We start from the raw sequence: 23,290 nt of genomic DNA on the forward strand, positions 1-23,290 counted from the left end.
ATGAATTGCTGAAGAAGCCCTCTGGCCACTAGCAGAGGATAACTCCTATAGGCGATTTGATCATCCGGGACCCTACAGTTAGGCATTCTGAACCATGCGCCGGAACATCAGGTTACGGGTGTTCAGCTCGTCGTAACTGCCTTGATCGATCACCTGACCGTTTTCCATCAGATAGATACGATCGCACTTTCTCACAGTGGCCAGGCGATGCGCGATGATTACGATGGTCTTGTTACCGGAGAAATCATTGATGGCATCCATGATCAACTGCTCGGTGATCCCATCAAGAGCACTGGTCGCTTCATCGAGCACCAGAAGGTCCGCATCATGATAGAGCGCTCGAGCAATGCCGATACGCTGTCGTTGGCCACCGGATAGCTGGACCCCCCGCTCCCCTACCCGGGTATCCAGTCCCTGAGGCAGTTGATCGAGCAGCTCACCCAAGTGTGCCATGTCTGCTGCACGCCGGACCTTCTCTTCATTGACCTGCTCCGATGGTAGGCCAAAGGCGATGTTCTCCCGGATGCTGGCATCGGCCAGAAAAATGAACTGCGGTACCAGCCCCAAAGCGTTCTGCCACTGGCGTTTCTGCTCCGGCTGGAGTGGGGTTCCGTCTATCAATAGCTCACCTTCATTAGGTTCAATCAGCCCCAGCAATAGATCGATCGTCGTTGACTTGCCCGAGCCTGATGGCCCCACCAGGCCGATGGTCTTTCGAGCCGGTATCGTCAGCGTCAGGCCGTTCAATGCCGGCTCCACTTTCCCTGGGTAGCGGAAGGTGATGTCCTTGAGTACTAGTGTCTCCTCTGGGATTAGCCGTTTGCTATCGCAATTTGCTTCACCTAGGAGCAATTTCTCGTCTACACTCGCAGCCAGATCGTCACGGATACTCTCGAATGCCGCAACGTTGCTGCGAATGTTGGAAATTCCGGAATAGATCTCCTGAAAAGCAGGCAAGAGTTTGAACCCGGCCAGGGCATAAACCGAGAGTACCGGCAGGATCGCTCCCAGATTGCTTTGGTGACTTTTCAATAGATAAAGCACCAGGAAAATGACGCTACCAAAGGCCACCAGCTCCATCATGTAGCGTGGAACGCGGGCCATGACCTGATTGGTTCCCACAGCCCACGCAAAGCGCCGACTCTGATCATTGAATCGCTCGACAAATATCCGCTGACGCCCCAACAGCAGCATGTCCTTGACACCCCCAAACCCCTCCGCCATCAACTTGTAACGCATGCCTTCCACCGCGGAAATTACTTGGCCGTTTTTTCTCAAACGCTGGCGAACAGTACGGTACAGTACAACATAAGAGGCTAGGAATATTGATATCCCAATGATCGCTACCCATGGGTTATAGATAAAAATCGCCGCCATCATAAACAGCGCCATCATCGCCCTGGCATTTAGCTGAAGGACCGGATTGATGATATTGTCAGTGACCCTCCGGCACTCCTGAGCAATCTTGTTGGTCAGCTGATTGCTGCTGCCTGAGGCATGGTAGAGCCAATCCTGATGTACATAATAACGATATAGTCGGCTAGATAGCTCCGCTCCAATCAATGACCCGAACAAACACAGCCGCCAGACGGTATACATCGAGACCAGGGCCGCGGTGATAAGACATACCAACACCACCACCCCTGCCCAGAATAAAAACGCCTCAGGCGTTGCCATTCCGCTCCATTGGTAGATACCAGCCATCACTCCCTCCCCCTCGAGGAGACTGATATCCCCTACCATCGCCATGAAAGGACCGATCGACATCACACCTAGAATCTCGAGAAGCGCCATCACCACGACTAGAATTTGCAGCTTTAGTAACTTCCTACGCTGCTCGTGGGTCAGCAGCCTGTAGAGTTCCAACAAGCTTGTCAGCATAGTTCACCGAAAGAGTTAATCCTCACCTGGAACCAAATCCAGTGAGTATGATCTTGACTGTCTTTATCACGATTAGCATATCGAGCCAGAATGAAATGTTCTTGATATAGTAGAAATCGTATTCAATCTTGCGCACCATGCCGTCAACTTCAGCGGCATAGCCCTGCTCCACCTGGGCCCAGCCGGTGATACCCGGCTTCACCATATGGCGATAGAAGAAGAAAGGTACATCCTTTTCGTACCAATCGGTGAGATTCATGGACTCGGGCCGAGGGCCGATCAGGCTCATGTCACCCTTGAGTACATTGAATAGCTGGGGAAGTTCATCGATCCGATACTTTCTCAGAACGTGCCCTATACGGGTAATTCTCGGATCATATCCTTCACTTGTGAACCCAGATCCCTGTTGATCGACATACATTGTGCGAAACTTGTAGAGAGTAAAAGGGCGACAGTGAAATCCCATTCGCTGCTGGGTAAACAGGGACGGACCGGAGCTGTCATGTCGTATCAGCACGGCTACGATCAGCATCAGCGGTAACATGACGGGGATGAGTATCAAGGCGCCTAAAATATCCATCAGGCGCTTGATCACATCATAATCATCACGCGGCCGCAGGCTCCCGTATTGATTTTCGAATAGTTGATCGAGGGGAACCCGGCCGTTGATCATCTCCTGGACGGTGGTGGCATGGTAGATGGGAATACCACTGATGGTGCAATCCGCCAGAAAGCCTTGCCACTCTTTCGGCAGTAACTCCTTCATGTCGACCACTACGCCATCCACTCGGTGACCGACCAAGCTGGGAGCCAGGAGTGGACACCACTCTACATTCGGGCTGGGACTCATACTATTGGCTCTGCCGTAAGGTACTACGGCCAGTTTCAAGATCGAGTAGCGAGAAACCAACTGGTAGTGTGCAAGCGACCAGAGCGCCGCCAGCCCCATTGCAGATCCAACATAGGTAGGATCAATCAACAGTTCCAGAGCGATGGCTCCGCCCAATGCCACACCAAAGCCCATCGCCAACCCCGGCAAAACGACCATCAGCGGACGCATCCCAGGATAACGTGACAACTGAAGTGCCAGAATCACCGGCAAGGCGTAGGCCAATGTCACTACGGCCATGCTGTAGCCTTGGCTGGGTGCACTGTTCGTCCAGAAGCTCCACCCCCACAGCCACAAAGCCGGTGCCAGCACCACTACGCACAGGCCGGTTGCGAACTGCACACGCCTGCTCAACAGCAAGCGTTCTGAAAAACGTGAACGCCGTCGCTGGTGCTGCATGACATTGGAAAGTGTATTCACGTTCCCTCGCCACCATTGTGTCAAGCTATGGATGATTGGTCCCTAGAGGCCGGTCATATATCAGCGGTAGCTATAGCTGTAGTACTGATAGCCATACTGCTTGGCTAGTCGCCTCTCGATACCGTTGAGGATCGCACCCCGTACCCTGACACCAGCCGTTTCCAGTTTCCGAAGCGCTGCCTCGACCTCTTTCTGCGTGGTTACCTGGAAGCGCGTTATCATCAGGCTGGTGCCCACCACCTTGCCGACGATGGTGGCATCCGTGACCGCCAGGATGGGGGGGGTGTCGATGATGACCAGATCATATTTGGCGCTGAGCTCATCGATGAGTGACGAGAAGCGCTTCTGCATCAGCAGCTCCGACGGATTGGGGGGCACCTTTCCGCGGGAGATGTATTCCAGCCCTTCTATATGGGTGTGGCGTACAGCATCCTGGCATTCGACCTGCCCCGACAGCAGTTCGGATAGTCCCAGTTCCGGGCTCCCCTTGAAGGCATCGTGGATATGGCCTTTGCGCATGTCGGCATCGATGACCAAGACTCGCTGACTGCCCTGGGCACAGGTTGCTGCGAGGTTGATCGTCGTGAAGCTTTTCCCCAACTCCATGGTCGGCCCAGTAATCATGATGGAATTGCTCTTGGCTTCCACCATCGCGAAGTGCAGACTGGTTCTCAGGCTGCGGAGCGCTTCAACTGCACCATCGGTGGGGTTAGCCGTGGCCAGGGTTCCATATATCACATTCTTCTTGTACTTCCTGCGCCGGTTATGGATCCGTCGCACCAGTTTCTGTTGGCTGTCAGATTGCGGGATAGTAGCATAGACCGGCAGGCCTGCCTCTTCCAGCTGTTGAGAGGTCTCGATTCCACGACTCATCAGACCACGCACCACGGCGAAGGCGACGCCCAGCAGGACCCCGAGGAAGCTGTACAGCAGCAGCATCAGCTTGCGATTGGGAAAGATGGGGCCTCCTCCCACATGCGCATTGTCGATGATGCGGATATTGCCCACGATCCCCGCCCGAGAGACCTGCAACTCCTGTGCACGGTTAAGCATACTCACATAGATGCTTTGAGCGACCTCCACGTCCCGAGTCAACCGGATGATCTCTTGCTGGGAACCGGGCATTTCGTCGATGCGAGCATTGAGCCTCTCGCGCTCTTCCAGCAATCGTGTACGCTGGCGCATCAACGACTGATAGGCAGGATGGTGGCGGGTATAGCGCATGGACATCTCCTCCTGGGAGACCTCCAGCTCGTTAAGCCGCTCTTCCAACTCAATCAGTCGTGACACCAGGCTCGATGACTCGGACGAGAGATCGACGCTGCCCGCCTGGACCCGATATTCGTTGAGTCGATTCTCCGCTCCGGTGAGAGTCTCCCGCATGGACGGAGCCTGCTCTTCGAGGAAACGCAGCCGCTTGTCGGCCTCCTCCGACTGCCGCTCCACGTTTTGCATCAAGAAGGTACGTGTGATGGCATTTAGCGAGCTGTCTATCTCAGCACGGTCCTCGCCCCTGAGCAGCAGAGTGATGATGCCGGTGCTACCGCTACGCCCACCGTCCGGAATTACCTCCAGCCGCGATCGCAGTGAGCCGATGGCTGCGGTACGTGACAGCTTGGTCAGAGCGAACTCACTGCGAGCCGGCGCCCGAATCTCTCCCACTCGGACACTGAGGGCTCCGTCCATGAAGGCCTCCAACCGACCTACCATGCCCTCCCCGAGCAGTTCCTCTCCCAGATAGAGTCGATACTGTAGTGGACTGGCCACTCGTAGGGTAATGGGCGTATTGCGGTATCGATCATCGGTATCCAACTCGGTGACCTGAATCCACTCATGGCCCCAGACAGCCTCATCGAAGCTCATATATGCCAGCAGGTCGAACGGCAAGCGGGACAACAGCCAGCCGATCACCGGGTGCTCTTCAGGATTGGGGCGCTCAATTCCATTGCGCTGAACGTACTCCCCGATCAGTGGGAGCCGCCTGGGCTGTACTAGCGTATCGATATCAGTCTGATCAACCACCTGACCCAGCACCATCCGGGAGCTCAGAATGCGCACTTCAGCCATGGCGTTATCATCCCCCTCGCTCCCCATGGCGTCCGCCAAAGGGTTCACAGTGCCGCGTCGCTCGATCTGGACCAGGGCATCTCCCTGGTAGATCGGGATCGAAAGCTGACCATAGCCCCACCCCCACGCCGTAAACACCAGGGTGATGGCCAGAATCCACCACTTGTACTGCAAGAAATTTCCAAAGAACCGACGCAGGTCGATATCATTGTTCCTGGGCGGTGTGGAAGGAAGAGAAGGCATCTGGGTCATATCTAAGGTCTGCCTGTTCAGAGTTCGCCAATATCCGACGAGACATCGACTACGGTCCCCGGCAGGATTGCCGAAGGCAGCAGCAGACTGATCACAGTGTTCCAGCGAGCGATTGGTGCGGCGGTGACATAGACCACATCCTGGGGTTGCAGCGGGAAGTGAGTGCCCATGGTCAGCGCCGTAGCATTACTGATATCGAGCTGATAGACGGTAGCAATCTTGTCGCTCTCTTCCGGCTGAGTGCGGATGACAAAGATGCCGGAAGGCCGCGCTGCGGTTTCCACCACCCCTCCTGCCCTGGCAATTGCATCGGTCAGTGTGATCCTTTCGTTGCCCAAGGTCAGGTTACCGGGAGAACGTACCTGACCTAGTACCGCCACATTTTGGGTTTCGAGAGTCGGCACGTGCACGACATCTCCATCCTTCAGCAGGCGATTCTGGGTCTGATCGCCCTGTCGTAACAGTGCATAAAGAGAGAGCTCTTCCTTGCGACCATCGCGGTTGAGCACTACTTGATGCCAGTTTGCGCTATCACTCGCGCCACCCACAGCACTGATAGCATCCAGGACAGTCATGGGCTCGTTGGTGACCGGCAGCGTGCCGGGAGATCCCACAGCACCGCTGATATAGACCCTCTTCGACCGGTAGCCGGCGACACGGACTTCAAGCTGGGGGTCGGAGATGTATTGAGAGAGGCGGCTGGTAAGGATCCGGCGGATATCTTCTACCGTGCGCCCTTCGACATGGACACGACCAATATAGGGATAAAAGATGCTGCCATCGCGCTGGACGACATGCCCGGCCTCTTCGGCGCTGCGCTCACCGCCGGCAGGAATCGTCAACTCTGGATGGTCGTAGACAGTGATACTCAGGACGTCGCTCCGCCCAACAAGATACTCGTATTCATCTATCTCTGTGCGAAGTTGTGGCGGCATCAAGCTGGCGATATCACCATTCACCTCACGCCGATAACGGGACACTAACTCCGGTGTGATAGCCTGAATATCCACCAAGTGATCGATGTCCGGAGGGTCGGCATCATAGGTAATATTTCCCCCAGGCGCCAAAGCACAGCCAGAAAGGCTGATGACAGCGAACAGATACCACGCCAGATTCCTGCGTAAGATGCCCATATTTCTTCCTACCATTATAGTTTTTTATTACTTTAATCTCATGCTAATGAAAAAACTGACATCCAATATGATTTATCGATCCTCTCAACCTTAACGCACTCGGCAAGCCTTACAATATCTTTGCCCATGCTTCTGCAGCTTCTTTTATCTTTAAATGTACGTGCATATACATTTCGTCACTCTGCCTGTATGGGTCTGGTATTTCCTTTCCTTTTTCATCATCTAGCCAGTGTCCCATAAGCATCACTTTTCCCAGGGCTTCCGGGGCGCGCTCCCCGATAGCATTGCGTTGTCTTTCGCTCATCACCAAGATGAGGTCGTGCTCCAAGATAAGTTGGTGACTAAGCTGTCGCGCCTTGTGATCGGCCACTTCAAGGCCGTCTGCCTCAGCCAGATAACGCGCCTGATGGGCGACTCCGCGCCCTACCAAGGCCATGAGGCCGGCGGAACTCACTTGCCTATCAGGCATGAGTTTCCTGAGTAAGGCCGCAGCTACCGGGCTGCGGCATACATTACCAGTGCAAATGATTAGTACACGTAAGGACATCTTTATCGGTTTAGCAGGCCACTGCTCTTCCCACTGTCAGTCATGGTGCCTCGCATGCGCTGGCAAACCATTGGCAATTCCAAATTTTGCAGAGCGTAACTTTGGGTTGCGTATAATTTTGCCACGCTACCGCCCCGGAGTTTTATCGGCCGCCTCCCTAGCCTTACTTCCCAAGATTCACCTTTCTAGGATTTCCACCAAACCCTGTCTCCGTATGGCAACAGGAATAGCTAGGACGGAAACTTTGGAAACACCCTGCATACAATAATTAACAAACCGGGCCGGGTTTGACATCCTTATTTTTTAAACATGTGCTGAAGGAGGTTTCGACATACGCCAAAATTAGAAATATAACTTTATTTTATTAAAAATGACTAGTTTAGTAATACTAAAATAATTACAAAAACCATTATTACAAATTATCAAGTATAAATATCAGCCGCCACAAGGGTTTTAATTCGCATTTATTTCATAAAAAAATAAGCGAGCGCGAGACAACATCAACTAGTTATAGTCACCTGGCCTACAGGACATACACCGCTTCTGGGGAAGCACTCACCAAGAGGAATGGTGTTTCCCATACACTTAGAATGATATTGCTCTGAATTTCCTGCGAGGGCCCTACTTTCTTCTGATATTGCACGCATCAAAAAAATACGCCGATCTGAAAGGATCGGCGTATTGGACAGACAATCGATAGCCTTTTCTAGAAGACCCGGTTCAGCCCGTTCTGAGCCGCCACACGGTAGGCCTCGGCCATGGTGGGGTAGTTGAAGGTGGTGTTGACGAAGTACTTCAGCGTGTTGGCTTCGCCCTTCTGCTGCATGATCGCCTGGCCGATGTGAACGATCTCGGAGGCCTGGTCGCCGAAGCAGTGAATGCCGTAGATTTCCAGGGTGTCCTGATGGAACAGGATCTTGAGCATGCCCACCGTGTCGCCGGTGATCTGGGCGCGGGCGGTATCCTTGAAAAAGGCCTGTGCCACTTCGTAGGGCACCTTGGCTTCGGTCAACTCACGCTCCGTCCGGCCGAACGAGCTGATCTCGGGGATGGTGTAGATCCCGGTCGGCACTTCGCTCACGTAGCGGTAGTCCCGCTCAAGCAGCTCGTCACAGGCGTTCAGCCCCTGATCATAGGCCGCACTCGCCAGGCTTGGCCAGCCGATGACATCACCGGCGGCATAGATATGCGGGATGATGGTACGGTAGTGATCGTCGACCTGCAGCTGACCGCGGCCGTTGGCCTCGATGCCGATGTTTTCCAGACCAAGCTCATCGGTGTTGCCGGTGCGGCCGTTGGCCCAAAGGAAGGCATCCGCGCGCAGCTTCTTGCCCGACTTGAGATAGAGCACCACACCCGACTCATCCCCTTCGACCCGCTCATACTCTTCATTGTGGCGGATCAGGACTCCGTGCTTGCGCAGGTGGTAGGAGAGCGCATCCGAAATCTCGTCGTCGAGGAACGAGAGCAGGCTGTCGCGGCTGTTGATCAGGTCGACCTTGACGCCAAGACCGGAAAAGATCGAAGCGTATTCGCAGCCGATCACGCCGGCACCGAAGATGATCAGCGTTCGCGGCGTATGCGACAGGCTGAGAATGGTGTCCGAGTCATAGATGCGTGGGTGACGGAAGTTGATATCCGCCGGGCGATAGGGGCGCGAGCCCGTGGCGATCACGATCTTTTGCGCTACCAGCTCTTCCGACACATCCTGGCGGTCACGTACCAACAGGGTGTGTTCGTCCTTGAAGCGAGCGACGCCGCTGTAGAGGTCAATCCGGTTGCGGGCATAGAAGCGGGTACGCATCTCGACCTGCTGGTCGATGGTGATGCGGGAGCGTTCCATGACCTTGGGAAAGGAGAACCAGCGCGGCTCGCCGATGTCGCGGAACATGCGGTTGGTATTGAACTGCATGATCTGCTTGACCTGATGGCGCAGTGCCTTGGAGGGTATGGTGCCCCAGTGAGTGCAGTTGCCTCCGAGCACCGGCTGTTTCTCGACCACCGCGACCCGCTTGCCATGCTTGGCGGCATTGATGGCCGCACTCTCGCCGGCGGGTCCGGTGCCGATCACCACCACGTCGTAGTTGTGGACTGCCATGGGTTCTTGTGTCTCCTTTCCCTTGTCGATATTGGCTTGCGGCCTCCTCACCCGCGCCTAACCCGGCCCGCCCGCGCCTGACTACCCGTGGGGCGAGCCGGATTTGGCGTCAACGGCGAGTGGCGTCGTAGCCCAGGTCCGCACCGCGACTCTCGTCGCTCCTGCGGCGAGCACTGACCTGCCCGGCCTGGCGCTTGCGATTCTCTTCCTCGCAGACTTCGTCCTTGCCTCCACAGATATCGCAGCCTTCCTTGAGGCCAAGCCTGTTGAGGCCACCACAGGAGCCGGCGATCGGCTTGCGCCCCATGATCACGCCAATCGCCATGGCAGCCATGATCAGCAGCATGAAGCCCAGAACGACAAGGTAAATGGTCATTGCGTCTCTCCTGGCGGCTATGGCTCGAGCCAAGGCTCGAGTGCCGCACTATGATGAATTTCGATACCCTGTGGTGTCTTGACAACAACCCTGGCCGCGCTATCCAACTCCTTGGCCAGACGCAAGGCTTCTTCGGGCCCGGCATGAATCATCAGGCTGGCCTCATAGATGGCCCGGCTGGCATCCGCGGCGATGACGCTTACCGACAGCGGTGCTGCAGGAGTGACCAGAGGCGCTGGCGCCTGCTGCACGAATCGGTGCACCAGGGCGGCATCCTGCAAGCGTACGTAGCGTGCGCCGTCGGGGGCGGGAAGGCCCGCCTGGTCAAGCGATAGACGCCAGTAACCACCGGAGGGGTCACCGATACCACGTACCACTCCCCCCACCTCGACCATCACCGCCGAGGGGGCCAGATCATGTTCCTCGAACCACTGCGTCAGACGATCTACCGCCAGCGCATGAAACCAGCGATCGACCTCATGCTGCAGGGAGGTGGGCAGCACCGCCCAGAAACGTCCAAACGCCATTGCCGCCGCCCGGTGGAAATGGCTGCGCTGGCCTTCGAGTATTGCCAATTCACCTTGTATACCAACTTCGATCTCAGTGATCTGTTGCGGATCGAGATTGGCATACAGGGTGATATGGTACCCCGTGCCCAGAGTCGTGCCCTGGAACATGTGCTCATCGGCCTGCGGCCGACATGCGATGAGCAGGGTCGATGCCCATAACAGGAGAAGGAGCCGGGCCGGCCCAGGATGGGCCAGCCCGGAGAGTCGCCCGAGGGCGAGCGGGATCATCCGCCGAAGTCATCCAGCAGGATGTTTTCGGGCTCGACACCCAGATCCAGCAGCATCTTGATGACGGATGCGTTCATCATGGGCGGTCCGCACATGTAGTACTCGCAATCCTCCGGAGCCGGATGGTCCTTGAGGTAATTCTCGTACAACACGTTGTGGATGAAGCCAGTCGGGCCGTTCCAGTTGTCCTCGGGCAGCGGGTCCGACAGCGCCAGGTGCCACTGGAAGTTGGGGAACTCCTCCGCCAGCTGGTCGTACTCCTCGTTGTAGAAGGTCTCACGCCAGGAGCGCGCACCATACCAGAAGGAGATCTTGCGCTGGGACTTGAGGCGCTTGAGCTGGTCGAAGATGTGGCTGCGCATAGGCGCCATCCCCGCACCACCGCCGACGAAGACCATCTCGGCATCGGTCTCCTTGGCGAAGAATTCACCGAAGGGCCCCATCACGGTGACCTTGTCGCCCGGCTTCAGGTTGAAGACGTAGGTCGACATCAGGCCCGGCGGATGACTGGTGCCCGGGGGCGGCGTGGCGATACGGATGTTGAACTTGAGGATGCCCCTCTCTTCCGGATAGTTCGCCATGGAGTAGGCGCGGATGACTTCCTCGTTGTTCTTGTGGGAGATCTTGAACAGATCGAATTTCTCCCAGTCGCCACGATACTCCTCCTCGATATCGAAGTCGGAGAACTTGATATCGTAGGGAGGAGCCACCAGCTGGACGTAGCCACCGGCGCGGAAATCGACCTCTTCGCCCTCGGGCAGCTTGAGGTTGAGCTCCTTGATGAAGGTGGCGACGTTGGGGTTGGAGATGACCTCGCACTCCCACATCTTGACGCCGAAGACTTCCTCGGGCACTTCCACCTTCATGTCCTGCTTCACCGGCACCTGGCAGGAGAGACGCCAGCCCTCCTTCTTCTCGCGCATGGTGAAGTGGGATTCCTCGGTGGGCAGGATGGCACCGCCACCCTCTTCCACACGGCACTTGCACTGGGCGCAGGAGCCGCCGCCGCCGCAGGCCGAGGAGAGGAAGATGCCGTTCGCCGCCAGCGTGTTGAGCAGTTTGCCACCGGCTTGGGTAGTGATGGTGTGCTCCGGGTCGCCGTTGACCTCAATGGTCACGTCGCCGGTGCTCACGAGCTTGCTGCGAGCGGCCAGGATCACCAGCGTCAGACCGATGACGATCAGGGTGAACATGAACACACCGAGCAAGATGACAGATGTTGCAACCATGTCGGTTTCCTATTTGCTGTGAGTAACCTGCTTTCCGGCGCTGCGCCGCAGCGCCGGAAACGCGCCCTGGCTCAGAGCTGAATGCCGGAGAAGGACATGAAGCCCAGTGACATCAGACCCACGGTGATGAAGGTAATGCCGAGCCCCTGAAGGCCGCCAGGCACATCGCTGTACTTGAGCCTCTCGCGCAGCCCCGCCAGGGCGGTGATCGCCAGCGCCCAGCCAACCCCGGAGCCGAAGCCGTAGATCACGGACTCGCCGAAGTTGTAGTTACGCTCGACCATGAACAGCACGCCACCGAGGATGGCGCAGTTCACGGTGATCAGCGGCAGGAATACGCCCAGCGCGTTGTAGAGTACCGGCACGTACTTGTCGAGGAACATCTCGAGGATCTGCACCAGGGCGGCGATGACGCCGATGTAGGAAAGCAGACCCAGGAACGACAGGTCGATGTTCTCGGCACCGGCGATACCGGTCCAGGTCAGCGCCCCTTCCGCCAGCAAGGCGTTGTAGATCACGTTGTTGACCGGCACCGAAATGGTCAGCACCACGATCACCGCAATGCCCAGACCGAAGGCTGCCGAGACCTTCTTGGATACCGCCAGGAAGGTACACATGCCGAGGAAGAACGCCAGGGCCAGGTTCTCGACGAAGACCGAGGCGACGAAAAGGCTAATATAGTGCTCCATGTTACACAGCCTCCTTCGGCTCGGTGTTGTGCTTCATCTTGAACTCGTTGGCCTCGACCTGTTCAGGATGCATCTCGCGAATCACCCAGATCAGCAGGCCGATGATGAAGAACGCCGACGGCGGCAGCAGCATCAGGCCGTTGGGAACGTACCAGCCACCGTCCTGAACCGGCGCCAGCACGGTGAAGCCGAACACGCTGCCTGAACCGAACAGTTCACGGAAGAAGCCGACCAGCATCAGGATCAGGCCGTAGCCCAGGCCGTTGCCGACACCATCCAGGAACGACAGCCCCGGGGTGTTCTGCATGGCGAAGCCTTCGGCGCGGCCCATGATGATGCAGTTGGTGATGATCAGGCCGACGAACACCGACAGCTGCTTGGACATCTCATAGGCGAACGCCTTGAGCACCTGATCCACCACGATGACCAGCGAGGCGATGATGGTCATCTGCACGATGATGCGGATGGACGAAGGAATGTGCTGACGAATCAGCGAGACGAACAGGTTCGAGAACGCACAGACGAAGATTACCGCCAGGGTCATGACCAGCGACACGCTCATGCTGGTGGTCACGGCCAGTGCCGAACAGATGCCAAGCACCTGCAGGGCGATGGGGTTGTTCCTCGTCAGCGGCGTCGTGAGAACGCTCTTGGGAGTAACGGCTGACATGATCGCTCCTTAAGCTTCAGCTTCGAGTTCGACATCGGCTTCCTGAGCTTCTTCCGGGTCGATTCCTGCACGGAATCTCGCCAGATACTCACCGAAGCCTTCCGGGCTCAGCCAGAACTGCAGCATGTTGGTGACACCGTTGGCAGTCAGGGTAGCACCCGAGAGGCCATCTACCTGATGCTCGCCAGTGCCGCTGCCGCGGGCCACGCGAATGGCGGGGGCGATGCTCTCTTCATCAGCGAAGATCTGCTTGCCCTCCCACTGTGCCTGCCAGCGCGGATTGTTGACTTCCGCACCCAGGCCCGGCGTCTCGCTGTGCTCGTAGTAGGTGATGCCGACGATGGTGTTGCCGTCGCCCTCGATGGACATGTAGCCACGCATCAGCCCCCACAGGCCCTGACCGCGAATCGGCAGGATGATCTGCTCGGGGTTGTCCGGGTCGCCGACCAGGTAGACCGTCGCGTAGTTCTCGACACGGCTCAGGCCGGCGATATCACGATCACCCGACAGGGTGCGGCCGGTGGCCGGGTCGCGGGCCGCCTGGAAGTGGTCGAAGGTTTCTGCGTCGAACTGGTCGGTGTACTCGCCGGTCTGCATGTCCACCACCCGCGGCGTGATCTCGGCGAAGGCCGCTTCCACGTCGATGCCACGCTCATAGAGGTTGGCGACACGCAGGATGTTGGTCTTGCGGTCGAGCTCCACGTTGAGCTGCTGCATGGGGCGAAGCGCCACAGCGGCAGTGGAGACGATGACGGAGCACACGATGCAGAGTGCGAACGCCACCGTCAGGATCTTCTTGATGGAGTTGTTGCTCTGGGCCATCAGGCAGTCTCCTCGGCCGGCACACCGGTGCGCTGCATGCGGCGCTTGATGTTGGCCTGAACAAAGATGTGGTCGATCAGCGGGGCAAACAGGTTGGCGAACAGGATGGCCAGCATGATGCCCTCAGGGAACGCCGGGTTCACCACGCGAATCAGGACCGTCATGATGCCGATCAGGATGCCGAAGATGAGTCGCCCCTGGTTGGTCATGGAGGCCGATACCGGATCGGTGGCCATGAACACCATGCCGAAGGCAAAACCACCGATCACCAGATGCCAGTACCACGGCATGGCGAACATCGGGTTGGTATCGGAACCGATCAAGTTGAAGAGTGCACTGGTCGCGACCATGCCGAGGAATACCCCGAGCATGATTCGCCACGAGGCAATCTTGGTCCATAGTAGTATCGCGGCCCCGATGAATATCGCCAGCGTCGACACCTCCCCTACCGAGCCCGGTACGAAGCCGATGAAGGCATCCCACCAGCTGTACTGGCTGGTCAGGTCGGCCATGCTCTCCTGGAAGGCGATGGAGAGCGGGGTTGCGCCGGTAAAGCCGTCCGCGGCCACCCAGACGGCATCGCCTGAGATCTGCGCCGGATAGGCAAAATAGAGGAAGGCACGGCCGGTCAGCGCCGGGTTGAGGAAGTTCTTGCCGGTGCCACCGAAGATCTCCTTGCCGATCACCACGCCGAAGGTGATACCCAGTGCCACCTGCCACAGCGGGATGGTGGCCGGCAGGATCAAGGCATAGAGCACGGAGGTGACGAAGAAGCCTTCGTTGACCTCATGGCCACGCTTGACCGCGAAGACCACTTCCCAGAACCCGCCGACGGCGAAGGTCACCAGATAGATGGGCAGGAAGTAGGTCGCGCCGAGCACGAAGTTGGCCCACAGGCTGCCCGGGTCGTGACCGCCAGCCAGGGTCATGACGACCGCTTCGCGCCAGCCGCCCAAGGAGGCGTAGCCGTCAGCGATCGCCGTGTTGGCCATCCAGCCGGCATTCCACATGCCGAAGAACATGGCGGGGAAGGTACACAGCCACACGGTGATCATGATGCGCTTCAGGTCGACGCCATCGCGCACGTGAGCCGTGGTCTTGGTCACGCTGGGGGGAGCATAGAAGATGGTGTCGACCGCTTCGTAGAGCGGATACCACTTCTCGTACTTGCCACCCTTGTGGAAATGCGGTTCGAGATTGTCGAGTGTCTGTCGGATACCCATCATCAGGCCTCTTTCTCGATCATGGTGAGGTTGTCACGCAGGATGGGACCGTATTCGTACTTGCCCGGGCACACGTAGGTGCACAGCGCCAGGTCCTCTTCGTCCAGCTCCAGGCATCCGAGCTGCATGGCCACCTCGATGTCACCGACGATCAGCGAGCGTAGCAACTGGGTCGGCAGAATATCCAACGGCATCACTTCCTCGTAAACGCCAACCGGCACCATGGCTCGCTCGGAACCGTTGGTGGAGGTGTTGGGCGCATAGTTGGTGAGACCCTTGAATTTCGACAGATAGATGCCCAGCACGGAGTGCCGGTTGCTGCCCGGCGACATCCAGCCCATGAAGGCCCGCTTGTTGCCTTCCTCGAGCACCGTCAGCTGGTTGTGGAAGCGGCCCAGGTAACGCAGACCGCCCTCTGCGGTGAAGCCGGAGAACACCGAGCCGGAGATCACCCGGGTGTCTTCGGGTTGGAGGATTTCACCTGCCAGGAGTTCCTCGGTGCTGGCACCGATTCGCGTACGCAGCAGACGCGGCTTCTCGGCGCGCGGGCCGCCCAGTGCCACTACCCGTGCGGTCTCGAACTTGCCTTGCGCGAAGAGCTTGCCGAAGGCGATCACATCCTGATAGCCGATGTGCCACACCTTCTTGTGCAGCGCGACCGGCGAGAGGTGGTGGATATGCGTGCCTACCAGGCCAGCCGGGTGCGGGCCGCCGAAGGTTTCCACTTGCACCCCTTTGACATCGCCGCCGGGAATACGAGCTTCCGGAGCGGTGCACAGATACACCTTGCCTTGGGTCAGCCGCGCCAGCACCTTGAGGCCGTCCTCGAACGCCTCGGGCTGGTCGTTGATGACGATGGCAGGATCAGCGCACAGCGGGTGGGTGTCGATGGCGGTGACGAAGATGTCGGCCGGCTCGCTGTCGATGGCCGGTGTGCGCGAGAAGGGACGCGTGCGCAGCGCCGTCCACATGCCCGACTCGACCAGCTGGTCGACGACGAGCTGACGGTCGAGGCTCTCGAGCTTGTCGCGGCCATGCGCCGAGAACTTGACCGCTTCTTCGTTCTCGTCGACCTTGATCACCACCGAGAGCAGCTTGCGCTTCTCGCCGCGGTTGATGGCGACGACTTCACCGGCCGCCGGTGCCGTGAAGCGAACGCCTTCGTTCTTCTTGTCGGTGAAGAGGAGTTGGCCCAGTTTCACCCTGTCCCCTTCCCGGACCTCCATGGTCGGCTTCATGCCGACGTAGTCGGTGCCCAGGATAGCCACGTGACGCACGGCTCGCGCATCCTCGATGCGCGGCTCGGGCGTCCCCGTGATGGGGAGATCCAGGCCTTTCTTGACTTCGATCATAGTCTCGCCCAGTTGATGGATCGGAAATGCGAAGGAAAGGGGTTCGAATGGATTCGAATTCTTGTTGAGTCGGTACGTTACCAGTCAGGCCCGAAGGAGCTTCGGACCACCCCGAAAAAATCCCCAGCATTATAAAGACAAGCGCGACCAAAGGCCACACGGCCTAAGGTCGCAAAAGCGGCTATGGAGCCGCGCGATGGCTGGTTTGGAAAAGGTTCAACTGGCGTTGAAACGCGCTCGTTTCAAGCCTTTCCGGGGACCAGGGCAAGGCGGGCCGGTGCCAGAGAGGCAGCGGCCCGCTAGAGACGAAAATGACTCAGATCAGAAATTCCCGACCTCCAGGGTCGGGATTGGTCCATCAGTGCTCAGGCCTGGGCCCGCGGCAGCTTGAGGAAATGCACGTTGGAGATGTGCTGCAGGATACGCACCACCTGGCAGCTGTAGCCGAACTCGTTGTCGTACCAGACGTAGAGCACCGCCTGCTTGCCGTTGGCAATGGTGGCCTTGGCATCGACGATGCCTGCATGGCGGTTGCCGACGAAGTCGGACGACACCACCTCGGGCGAGTCGACATAGTCGATCTGCTTCTGATAGGAGGAATCGATCGACATGCGGCGCAGGTAGTCGTTGAGCGCCTCGGCGTCGGTTTCGCGACCCAGGGTCAGGTTGAGGATCGCCATGGAGACGTTGGGAATCGGCACGCGAATGGCGTTACCGGTGAGCTTGCCGCCCAGCTCCGGCAAGGCCTTGGCCACCGCCTTCGCCGCACCGGTCTCGGTCAGCACCATGTTGAGCGGGGCGCTACGACCGCGGCGATCGCCCTTGTGGTAATTATCGATCAGGTTCTGGTCGTTGGTATAGGCGTGAACCGTCTCGACGTGGCCGGTCTCGATGCCGTACTCATCGTTGAGCACCTTGAGCACCGGCACGATGGCGTTGGTGGTACACGAAGCCGCCGAGAGAATGTTGTCGTCAGCGGCAATGTCGCCATGGTTGATGCCGAACACGATGTTCTTGATGTCGCCCTTGCCCGGTGCGGTGAGCAGCGCCTTGGATACGCCCTTGCACTCCAGGTGCTGACCCAGGCCTGCCTCGTCGCGCCAGATGCCGGTATTGTCGACCACCACCGCGTTATCGATGCCATAGGCGGTATAGTCGATGTCGCTGGGCTTGTCGGCGTAGATCACCTGGATGACGTTGCCGTTGGCGGTAATGGTGCGCGCCTCGTAGTCGACGCTGATGGTGCCGTCGAAGGGGCCGTGGACCGAGTCGCGACGCAGCAGGCTGGCGCGCTTCTCGAGATCCTTGGCGATATCGCCACGGCCGCGCACGACGATGGCACGCAGGCGCAGCAGGTTGCCGCCGCCGGCTTTCTCGACAAGTACACGCGCCAGCAGGCGGCCGATGCGACCGAAGCCGTAAAGCACGACATCCTTGGACTGACCGTTGTCCCCACCTGAATCATGGGCATCGACGATCTCGGCAAGCTCCTCGCGCAGGAAGGCCTTGGCATCGCCACCGCCGCGCTTCTTGAAGGCCACGCCCAGCTTGCCCACGTCGACATGCGCCGGGCCCAGGTTGAGTTCGGTCATGGCCTGGACCAGCGGCAAGGTGTCCTGAACGGAGAGTTCGGTGCCCTCAACCTTCCTGACGAAACGATGGTCCTTCAGGATACGGATCACCGAGCGGTTGAACAGCGAGCGCCCATAGAGGGTAGTGACCACGTTGTTGTGACGATAAAGGCTGCCGATCAACGGGATCATTTGCTCGGCAAGGGCCTGATTATCATGCCAATCCTGAAAGACGGTCTCGAGGGGTTGCTGACTCACGTGAAGCCTCTCCAAGTAATTAAAAGTTCATGGGTATTATCGCGTTCGTGCCGCAGTCCGGCAATCGCAGGATGGTCGCAGGCGCTGTAGGGGGATTACAGAAATCGAGGCTTGACTACAAGCACCACGTCGGGCTGGTATGATCGCTCTCCGGTTCATGCCGCATCTTCCCAGCAAGGTTGCCAACGGCCACGATGGCCAGCACACACGAATGACGATACCTGCAGACGCCATGTCCAAATTCTCGCTTCTCGATCCACCCCGCCCCTCCGGGGTCCGCGAAACCCTCTTCTGGCAAAGCCCGCCGGGAAGTGCAGTGGCGCTGTCGCTGGCCCACCTTGCCGATGATGCACCACTGCTGGTCATCACACCGGACACCGCCAGCGCACAGCGGCTCGAGAGCGACCTCAACTTCTTCGCGCGGGTGCCGGTACTGCCCTTCCCCGACTGGGAAACGCTGCCCTACGACAGCTTCTCGCCGCACCAGGATATCGTCTCGGAGCGACTGCGTACCTTGCGCCGGCTGCAGGATGGCGAACACGGTATCGTGCTGGTATCGGTCAATACCCTGATGCAGCGGCTTCCTCCGGCCGAGTATATCGCCGGGCGGGTGCTTACCCTCGAGGTGGGCATGCGGCTGGATCGCGAAGGCTTCCGCGAGAGCCTGTCGCGGGCCGGCTACCGCGCGGTGGAAACGGTCTACGAGCCCGGCGAGTACGCCCTGCGCGGCGCACTAATCGACCTCTACCCCATGGGCAGCGACAGCCCCCTGCGCATCGATCTGTTCGATGACGAGATCGACACCCTGCGCCGCTTCGACCCGGATACCCAGCGCAGCCAGGACAAGGTCGAGCGCGTCGAGCTGCTGCCCGCGCACGAGTATTCGCTGTCGCGCAGCGCCATCGCCTGCTTCCGCGAAGGGTTCGAAACCCTGTTCGATGTCGATCCACGCCAATGCCCGCTCTATGTGGATGCGCTCAAGGGCATCCCTGCCCCGGGGCTGGAGCAGTACCTTCCATTGTTCTTCGAAGAGACGGCGACGCTGTTCGACCACCTGGCCGATAGTACCCGGGTGGCCCTGATGCCCGGTATCCACTCCGCCGGGGAGCATCACTGGGCCGCCATCGACAGCCGCTACGAGAACCTTGGCGTCGACCCCACCCGCCCCCTGCTGCCGCCCCACCGCGCCTTCATTCCGGTGGCGGAGATATTCGCCGCCATCAAGCAGCATCCTCGCGTCGAGCTGACGGCCGACCCCGACCAGCCTCATGCTGACCAGGCTGCTGCCCGGGCGCTGCCGGAGGTAGCGATAAACGCGCGTGCCAAGCACCCACTGGCAGCCCTGGAACGTTTTCTGCAGGAACAGGATGCCATGCGCGTGCTGTTCGTCGCCGAGTCACGCGGTCGCCGCGAGGCGCTGGAAGAGACCCTCGCCCCCCTGCAGCTAGCCCTCAGCCACGTCGACACTTTCGATGGCTTCCTTGAGCAAGACACAGCGCTTGCCATCACCGAGGGCGACGTCAGCGCCGGACTGTGGCTCGAACGGCCGAACCTTGCGGTGATCAGCGAGACAGAGCTGTTCGGCGACGTAGTGCGCCAGAGTCGTCGCCGAGAAAAAGCCACCGACATGGACGAGCTGGCCATTCGCCACCTTGCCGAGCTGCGCCCTGGCGCCCCGGTGGTCCACCTGACTCACGGCGTCGGGCGCTATCGCGGTCTCGAACGGCTCGAAGCCGGCGGACAGGCAGCGGAATTCGTCGCCCTGGAGTATGCCGAAGGCGCCAAGCTCTACGTGCCGGTCGACAACCTGCACCTGATATCGCGCTATGCCGGGGCCGACGATGAGCTGGCGCCGCTGCACCGCCTGGGCTCGGAACAGTGGGACAAGGCGCGGCGCAAGGCAGCGGAAAAGATTCGCGACACCGCCGCCGAACTGCTTGACGTCTATGCCCGCCGGGAAGCTCGCGAGGGATTTGCCTGCACCCTTCCCGATCAGGAATACAGCCGTTTTTCCGCCAGCTTTCCGTTCGAGGAGACCCCGGACCAGCGGGCCGCCATCGCTGCCGTGATTGGCGACATGACAGCACCCCGCCCCATGGATCGCGTGGTGTGCGGTGACGTCGGCTTCGGCAAGACGGAAGTGGCCATGCGCGCGGCTTTCCTCGCCGTGCACTCAGGCCGCCAAGTGGTGGTGCTGGTTCCCACCACGCTACTCGCCCGCCAGCACTACGAGAACTTTCGCGACCGCTTTGCCGACACGGCGGTGCAGATCGAGCTGGTGTCGCGCTTCACTGCCGGCAAGGGCCAGGCGGCATCACTCAAGCGTATCGAGAGCGGCCAGGCCGACATCGTGATCGGCACCCACAAGCTGCTTTCCAAATCGATGAAGCTGCCTAACATGGGCCTGCTGATCATCGACGAGGAGCACCGCTTCGGCGTGTCCCAGAAGGAGCGCCTGAAGGAGCTGCGCGCCGAGGTCGACATCCTCACCCTGACCGCCACGCCGATACCGCGCACGCTCAACATGGCCATGAGCGGCATCCGGGACCTGTCGATCATCGCCACCCCCCCGGCACGACGGCTTTCGGTGAAGACCTTCGTCCAGCAGCGCGACGAGTCGATCATCAAGGAGGCAATCCTGCGCGAGGTCCTGCGCGGCGGGCAGGTCTACTACCTGCACAACGAAGTCAAGACCATCGAGGCTGCCGCCGAAACGATCCGCAGCCTGGTGCCCGAGGCTCGCGTTGCGGTGGCCCACGGCCAGCTCCCCGAGCGGACACTGGAGCGGGTGATGTCGGACTTCTACCACAAGCGTTTCAACGTACTGGTGTGCTCCACCATCATCGAGACGGGAATCGACGTTCCCAGCGCCAACACCATCATCATCGAACGCGCCGACAAGTTTGGCCTGGCCCAGCTGCACCAGCTGCGCGGGCGCGTCGGCCGCAGCCACCACCAGGCCTATGCCTACCTGCTCGCCCCACCACCGCGGGCGATGACCAAGGATGCGGTGAAGCGCCTGGAAGCCATCGGTGCCGCCGAGGACCTGGGCGCTGGCTTCACCCTGGCCAGTCACGACATGGAGATTCGCGGTGCCGGCGAGCTGCTCGGCGAAGAGCAGAGCGGCCAGATGGAAGCCATCGGCTATACCCTCTACATGGAGATGCTGGATCGTGCCGTGGCCGCCATCCGCGCCGGCAAGACGCCGAACATCGAGACGCCGCTGAGCGAAGGCGTCGAGGTCAGCCTCAACCTGCCGGCGCTGATTCCCGACGACTACCTGCCTGACGTGCAGCAGCGACTGGTGATGTACAAGCGCATCGCCAGCGCCGCCGACGAAGCCGAACTCAAGGAGCTGCAGGTGGAGATGGTAGACCGTTTCGGACTGCTGCCGGCAGCGGTCAAGACCCTGATGCGCCAGACCCGGCTGCGCCAGCGCGCCGAACGGCTGGGGATCGTGCGCCTCGAGGCCGGCGCCGAGCGTGGGCGAGTCATCTTCGGCGCCCAGACCCGCGTCGACCCCCTGGTGCTGGTCAAGCTGATCCAGGCCGAGCCACAGCGCTACCGACTCGATGGCGCCGACACCCTGCGCTTCGAAGCCGCCATGGAGGGGGAAGAGCAACGCATGCAAGCCCTGGAGCAGCTGCTGGAGACCCTCAACCGCAAGGTCGAAGCGGCTTGAAAGACGCTCACCACGGTGCCGGGACTCCCGTAACGTGCGGGAACGCTATACTATGCGCAGGTGTCTCAATCGCAACCTTGACACGAACCCGGCGCCCCAGGAACGGAGGCGCATGACCGTCGCCCGGCGGCAGGCCCATGGCACCACCAGGTGACACTAGATGAGATCAAGAAATCGATGAACAACCCGACATTGACCAGGCGCATCGGTCTTGGCGCTGTCCTGTTCGGTCTGGCCGTCCTGCTGATGACGTCGGCCCTTGCCGAGGAAGACTCCCCCTCTGCCGAGGAGTTGCCCCGAGGCCATTACCTCATGCCCGACGAGGGCAACGTCATCGGCGAGATCTACACGGTCGTCGTCGAAGAGGGCGATACCCTGCTGGACATCGGCCGTCGTCATAACGCCGGCTACGAAGAGATCCGCATGGCGAATCCCGACGTCAGCATCTGGGCTCCCCAGCCAGGCAGCGAGGTGGTGATACCGGCCCAACACATCCTCCCGGACGCACCGCGCGAGGGCATCGTCATCAACCTTTCCGAGATGCGCCTGTACTACTACTCGCGTCCCGGCATCGTCGAGACGTACCCCATCAGCGTCGGCCGCGACGGCTTTGCCACCCCGGTTGGCGTGACACGTACCACCATCAAGGTGAAGGACCCCCACTGGTCACCGCCTCGCTCAATGCGTGAGGAAGCCGCCGCACGCGGCGAGCCACCTCCCGCCGTGGTTCCACCAGGCCCCGACAATCCGCTGGGACGCCACGCCATCCTGCTTGGCCTGCCAAGCTATCTGATTCACGGTACCAACATGCCCGACGGGGTCGGCATGCGCGCCAGCCGCGGCTGTATCCGCATGTTCCCGGAGGACATCGAGTCGCTCTACGAGCGCGTTCCCAGCGGTACCCAGGTCAATATCATCGACCAGCCATTCAAGGTGGCCTGGTCCGCGGATGGCGTGCTCTACGCACAATCCTTCCCGCTGCTCGAGGAGAACCAGGGGACCTTCGAGCCGATTCTCAATGCCATGGAAGTGCTGGCCAATGCCTTTGGAGAGGAGCGCCCGCCGGTCGACTATGCCCAGCTCCGCCGGGTCGTGGAAAACCCCGATGGCCGTCTGGTATCGCTGCTCAGAGTCGCCGATGAAGAGCCGACACCCCCTGTGGAAAGCCAGCCCGAAGGGCTCGATGAAGGCCTGTTCTCGGAAATCGAGCTCAGCCAGGTTTCCGGCCTCTTCAACGACCTGGAAGCCTATTTGCGCTGATTTCACGCGTGACCAGGACCACACACGAGAAAACCCCGCCGAAGCGGGGTTTTCTCGTTGCAGAACCGCCATCG

Annotated in this window: 17 protein-coding genes; 2 read left to right on the plus strand and 15 right to left on the minus strand. The window is 59.6% G+C overall.

What is annotated here, in order from left to right; all coding sequences use genetic code 11:
• Positions 1-78 precede the first annotated feature (78 nt).
• The 15 genes from H1D44_RS07175 to H1D44_RS07245 all read right to left on the minus strand — a co-directional run bounded on the left by H1D44_RS07175 (position 79) and on the right by H1D44_RS07245 (position 18,274).
• Positions 79-1,881 (minus strand): ABC transporter ATP-binding protein, encoded by a 1,803-nt coding sequence (locus tag H1D44_RS07175; RefSeq protein WP_181514168.1) that lies wholly within the window; start codon positions 1,879-1,881, stop codon positions 79-81.
• Between the two features lie 22 nt (positions 1,882-1,903).
• The gene (locus H1D44_RS07180; RefSeq protein WP_238984435.1) at positions 1,904-3,190 is read right to left on the minus strand and encodes a sugar transferase; all 1,287 of its coding nucleotides are present in this window, start codon (positions 3,188-3,190) and stop codon (positions 1,904-1,906) included.
• A gap of 60 nt (positions 3,191-3,250) precedes the next feature.
• A complete protein-coding gene (locus H1D44_RS07185) occupies positions 3,251-5,509 on the minus strand; it encodes a polysaccharide biosynthesis tyrosine autokinase (protein WP_181514169.1) in 2,259 nt (752 codons plus the stop codon).
• A 17-nt stretch (positions 5,510-5,526) separates the two neighbouring features.
• On the minus strand, positions 5,527-6,642 hold the full coding sequence (locus H1D44_RS07190) for a polysaccharide export protein (protein WP_181514170.1): 1,116 nt from the start codon (positions 6,640-6,642) through the stop codon (positions 5,527-5,529).
• Positions 6,643-6,751: 109 nt separating this feature from the next.
• Entirely contained in the window at positions 6,752-7,189 is a 438-nt protein-coding gene (locus H1D44_RS07195) for a low molecular weight protein-tyrosine-phosphatase (protein WP_181514171.1), read from the minus strand.
• A 706-nt stretch (positions 7,190-7,895) separates the two neighbouring features.
• Positions 7,896-9,287, minus strand: a complete 1,392-nt coding sequence (gene sthA, locus H1D44_RS07200; RefSeq protein WP_181514172.1) for a Si-specific NAD(P)(+) transhydrogenase — start codon at positions 9,285-9,287, stop codon at positions 7,896-7,898.
• 109 nt (positions 9,288-9,396) lie between these two features.
• Entirely contained in the window at positions 9,397-9,663 is a 267-nt protein-coding gene (nqrM, locus tag H1D44_RS07205) for a (Na+)-NQR maturation NqrM (protein WP_181514173.1), read from the minus strand.
• Between the two features lie 17 nt (positions 9,664-9,680).
• The gene (locus H1D44_RS07210) at positions 9,681-10,340 is read right to left on the minus strand and encodes a hypothetical protein (RefSeq protein ID WP_181514174.1); all 660 of its coding nucleotides are present in this window, start codon (positions 10,338-10,340) and stop codon (positions 9,681-9,683) included.
• A gap of 116 nt (positions 10,341-10,456) precedes the next feature.
• On the minus strand, positions 10,457-11,689 hold the full coding sequence (nqrF, locus tag H1D44_RS07215) for an NADH:ubiquinone reductase (Na(+)-transporting) subunit F (RefSeq protein ID WP_181514175.1): 1,233 nt from the start codon (positions 11,687-11,689) through the stop codon (positions 10,457-10,459).
• A 71-nt stretch (positions 11,690-11,760) separates the two neighbouring features.
• Positions 11,761-12,378 (minus strand): NADH:ubiquinone reductase (Na(+)-transporting) subunit E, encoded by a 618-nt coding sequence (nqrE, locus tag H1D44_RS07220; protein WP_181514176.1) that lies wholly within the window; start codon positions 12,376-12,378, stop codon positions 11,761-11,763.
• 1 nt (position 12,379) lies between these two features.
• Positions 12,380-13,048 carry an NADH:ubiquinone reductase (Na(+)-transporting) subunit D gene (locus H1D44_RS07225; RefSeq protein WP_181514177.1) on the minus strand — a complete coding sequence of 223 codons (669 nt, stop codon included), beginning with the start codon at positions 13,046-13,048 and terminating at the stop codon, positions 12,380-12,382.
• 9 nt (positions 13,049-13,057) lie between these two features.
• Positions 13,058-13,870, minus strand: a complete 813-nt coding sequence (locus H1D44_RS07230) for a Na(+)-translocating NADH-quinone reductase subunit C (protein WP_181514178.1) — start codon at positions 13,868-13,870, stop codon at positions 13,058-13,060.
• Positions 13,870-15,096, minus strand: coding sequence for an NADH:ubiquinone reductase (Na(+)-transporting) subunit B (locus H1D44_RS07235; RefSeq protein ID WP_181514179.1), 1,227 nt, complete (start codon positions 15,094-15,096; stop codon positions 13,870-13,872). Before H1D44_RS07235 ends, H1D44_RS07230 begins: the two co-directional genes overlap by 1 nt.
• Complete coding sequence (locus tag H1D44_RS07240; protein WP_181514180.1) at positions 15,096-16,445, minus strand: Na(+)-translocating NADH-quinone reductase subunit A; 1,350 nt, start codon at positions 16,443-16,445, stop codon at positions 15,096-15,098. Before H1D44_RS07240 ends, H1D44_RS07235 begins: the two co-directional genes overlap by 1 nt.
• A 365-nt stretch (positions 16,446-16,810) precedes the next feature.
• Positions 16,811-18,274, minus strand: a complete 1,464-nt coding sequence (locus H1D44_RS07245) for a glyceraldehyde-3-phosphate dehydrogenase (RefSeq protein ID WP_181514181.1) — start codon at positions 18,272-18,274, stop codon at positions 16,811-16,813.
• A gap of 232 nt (positions 18,275-18,506) precedes the next feature.
• Between H1D44_RS07245 and mfd the strand changes: the two genes are divergently transcribed.
• Positions 18,507-21,956: a transcription-repair coupling factor gene (gene mfd, locus H1D44_RS07250; protein ID WP_181514182.1), complete on the plus strand. Its 3,450-nt coding sequence runs from the start codon at positions 18,507-18,509 to the stop codon at positions 21,954-21,956.
• A 177-nt stretch (positions 21,957-22,133) separates the two neighbouring features.
• A complete protein-coding gene (locus tag H1D44_RS07255) occupies positions 22,134-23,216 on the plus strand; it encodes a L,D-transpeptidase family protein (RefSeq protein ID WP_181514183.1) in 1,083 nt (360 codons plus the stop codon).
• Positions 23,217-23,290 lie beyond the last annotated feature (74 nt).

It is taken from the genome of Billgrantia kenyensis, assembly GCF_013697085.1.
Taxonomy (GTDB): Bacteria; Pseudomonadota; Gammaproteobacteria; order Pseudomonadales; family Halomonadaceae; genus Halomonas; species Halomonas kenyensis.

What these genes read in the sequence shown, in the direction of transcription:
- nqrE (WP_181514176.1), bottom strand. Translation starts at nt 12,378, where the DNA reads ATGGAGCACTATATTAGCCTTTTCGTCGCCTCGGTCTTCGTCGAGAAC.
- H1D44_RS07235 (WP_181514179.1), bottom strand. Translation starts at nt 15,096, where the DNA reads ATGATGGGTATCCGACAGACACTCGACAATCTCGAACCGCATTTCCAC.
- H1D44_RS07190 (WP_181514170.1), bottom strand. Translation starts at nt 6,642, where the DNA reads ATGGGCATCTTACGCAGGAATCTGGCGTGGTATCTGTTCGCTGTCATC.
- H1D44_RS07225 (WP_181514177.1), bottom strand. Translation starts at nt 13,048, where the DNA reads ATGTCAGCCGTTACTCCCAAGAGCGTTCTCACGACGCCGCTGACGAGG.
- mfd (WP_181514182.1), top strand. Translation starts at nt 18,507, where the DNA reads ATGTCCAAATTCTCGCTTCTCGATCCACCCCGCCCCTCCGGGGTCCGC.
- sthA (WP_181514172.1), bottom strand. Translation starts at nt 9,287, where the DNA reads ATGGCAGTCCACAACTACGACGTGGTGGTGATCGGCACCGGACCCGCC.
- nqrF (WP_181514175.1), bottom strand. Translation starts at nt 11,689, where the DNA reads ATGGTTGCAACATCTGTCATCTTGCTCGGTGTGTTCATGTTCACCCTG.
- H1D44_RS07175 (WP_181514168.1), bottom strand. Translation starts at nt 1,881, where the DNA reads ATGCTGACAAGCTTGTTGGAACTCTACAGGCTGCTGACCCACGAGCAG.
- H1D44_RS07195 (WP_181514171.1), bottom strand. Translation starts at nt 7,189, where the DNA reads ATGTCCTTACGTGTACTAATCATTTGCACTGGTAATGTATGCCGCAGC.
- H1D44_RS07185 (WP_181514169.1), bottom strand. Translation starts at nt 5,509, where the DNA reads ATGACCCAGATGCCTTCTCTTCCTTCCACACCGCCCAGGAACAATGAT.
- H1D44_RS07230 (WP_181514178.1), bottom strand. Translation starts at nt 13,870, where the DNA reads ATGGCCCAGAGCAACAACTCCATCAAGAAGATCCTGACGGTGGCGTTC.
- H1D44_RS07210 (WP_181514174.1), bottom strand. Translation starts at nt 10,340, where the DNA reads ATGTTCCAGGGCACGACTCTGGGCACGGGGTACCATATCACCCTGTAT.
- H1D44_RS07240 (WP_181514180.1), bottom strand. Translation starts at nt 16,445, where the DNA reads ATGATCGAAGTCAAGAAAGGCCTGGATCTCCCCATCACGGGGACGCCC.
- nqrM (WP_181514173.1), bottom strand. Translation starts at nt 9,663, where the DNA reads ATGACCATTTACCTTGTCGTTCTGGGCTTCATGCTGCTGATCATGGCT.
- H1D44_RS07255 (WP_181514183.1), top strand. Translation starts at nt 22,134, where the DNA reads ATGAACAACCCGACATTGACCAGGCGCATCGGTCTTGGCGCTGTCCTG.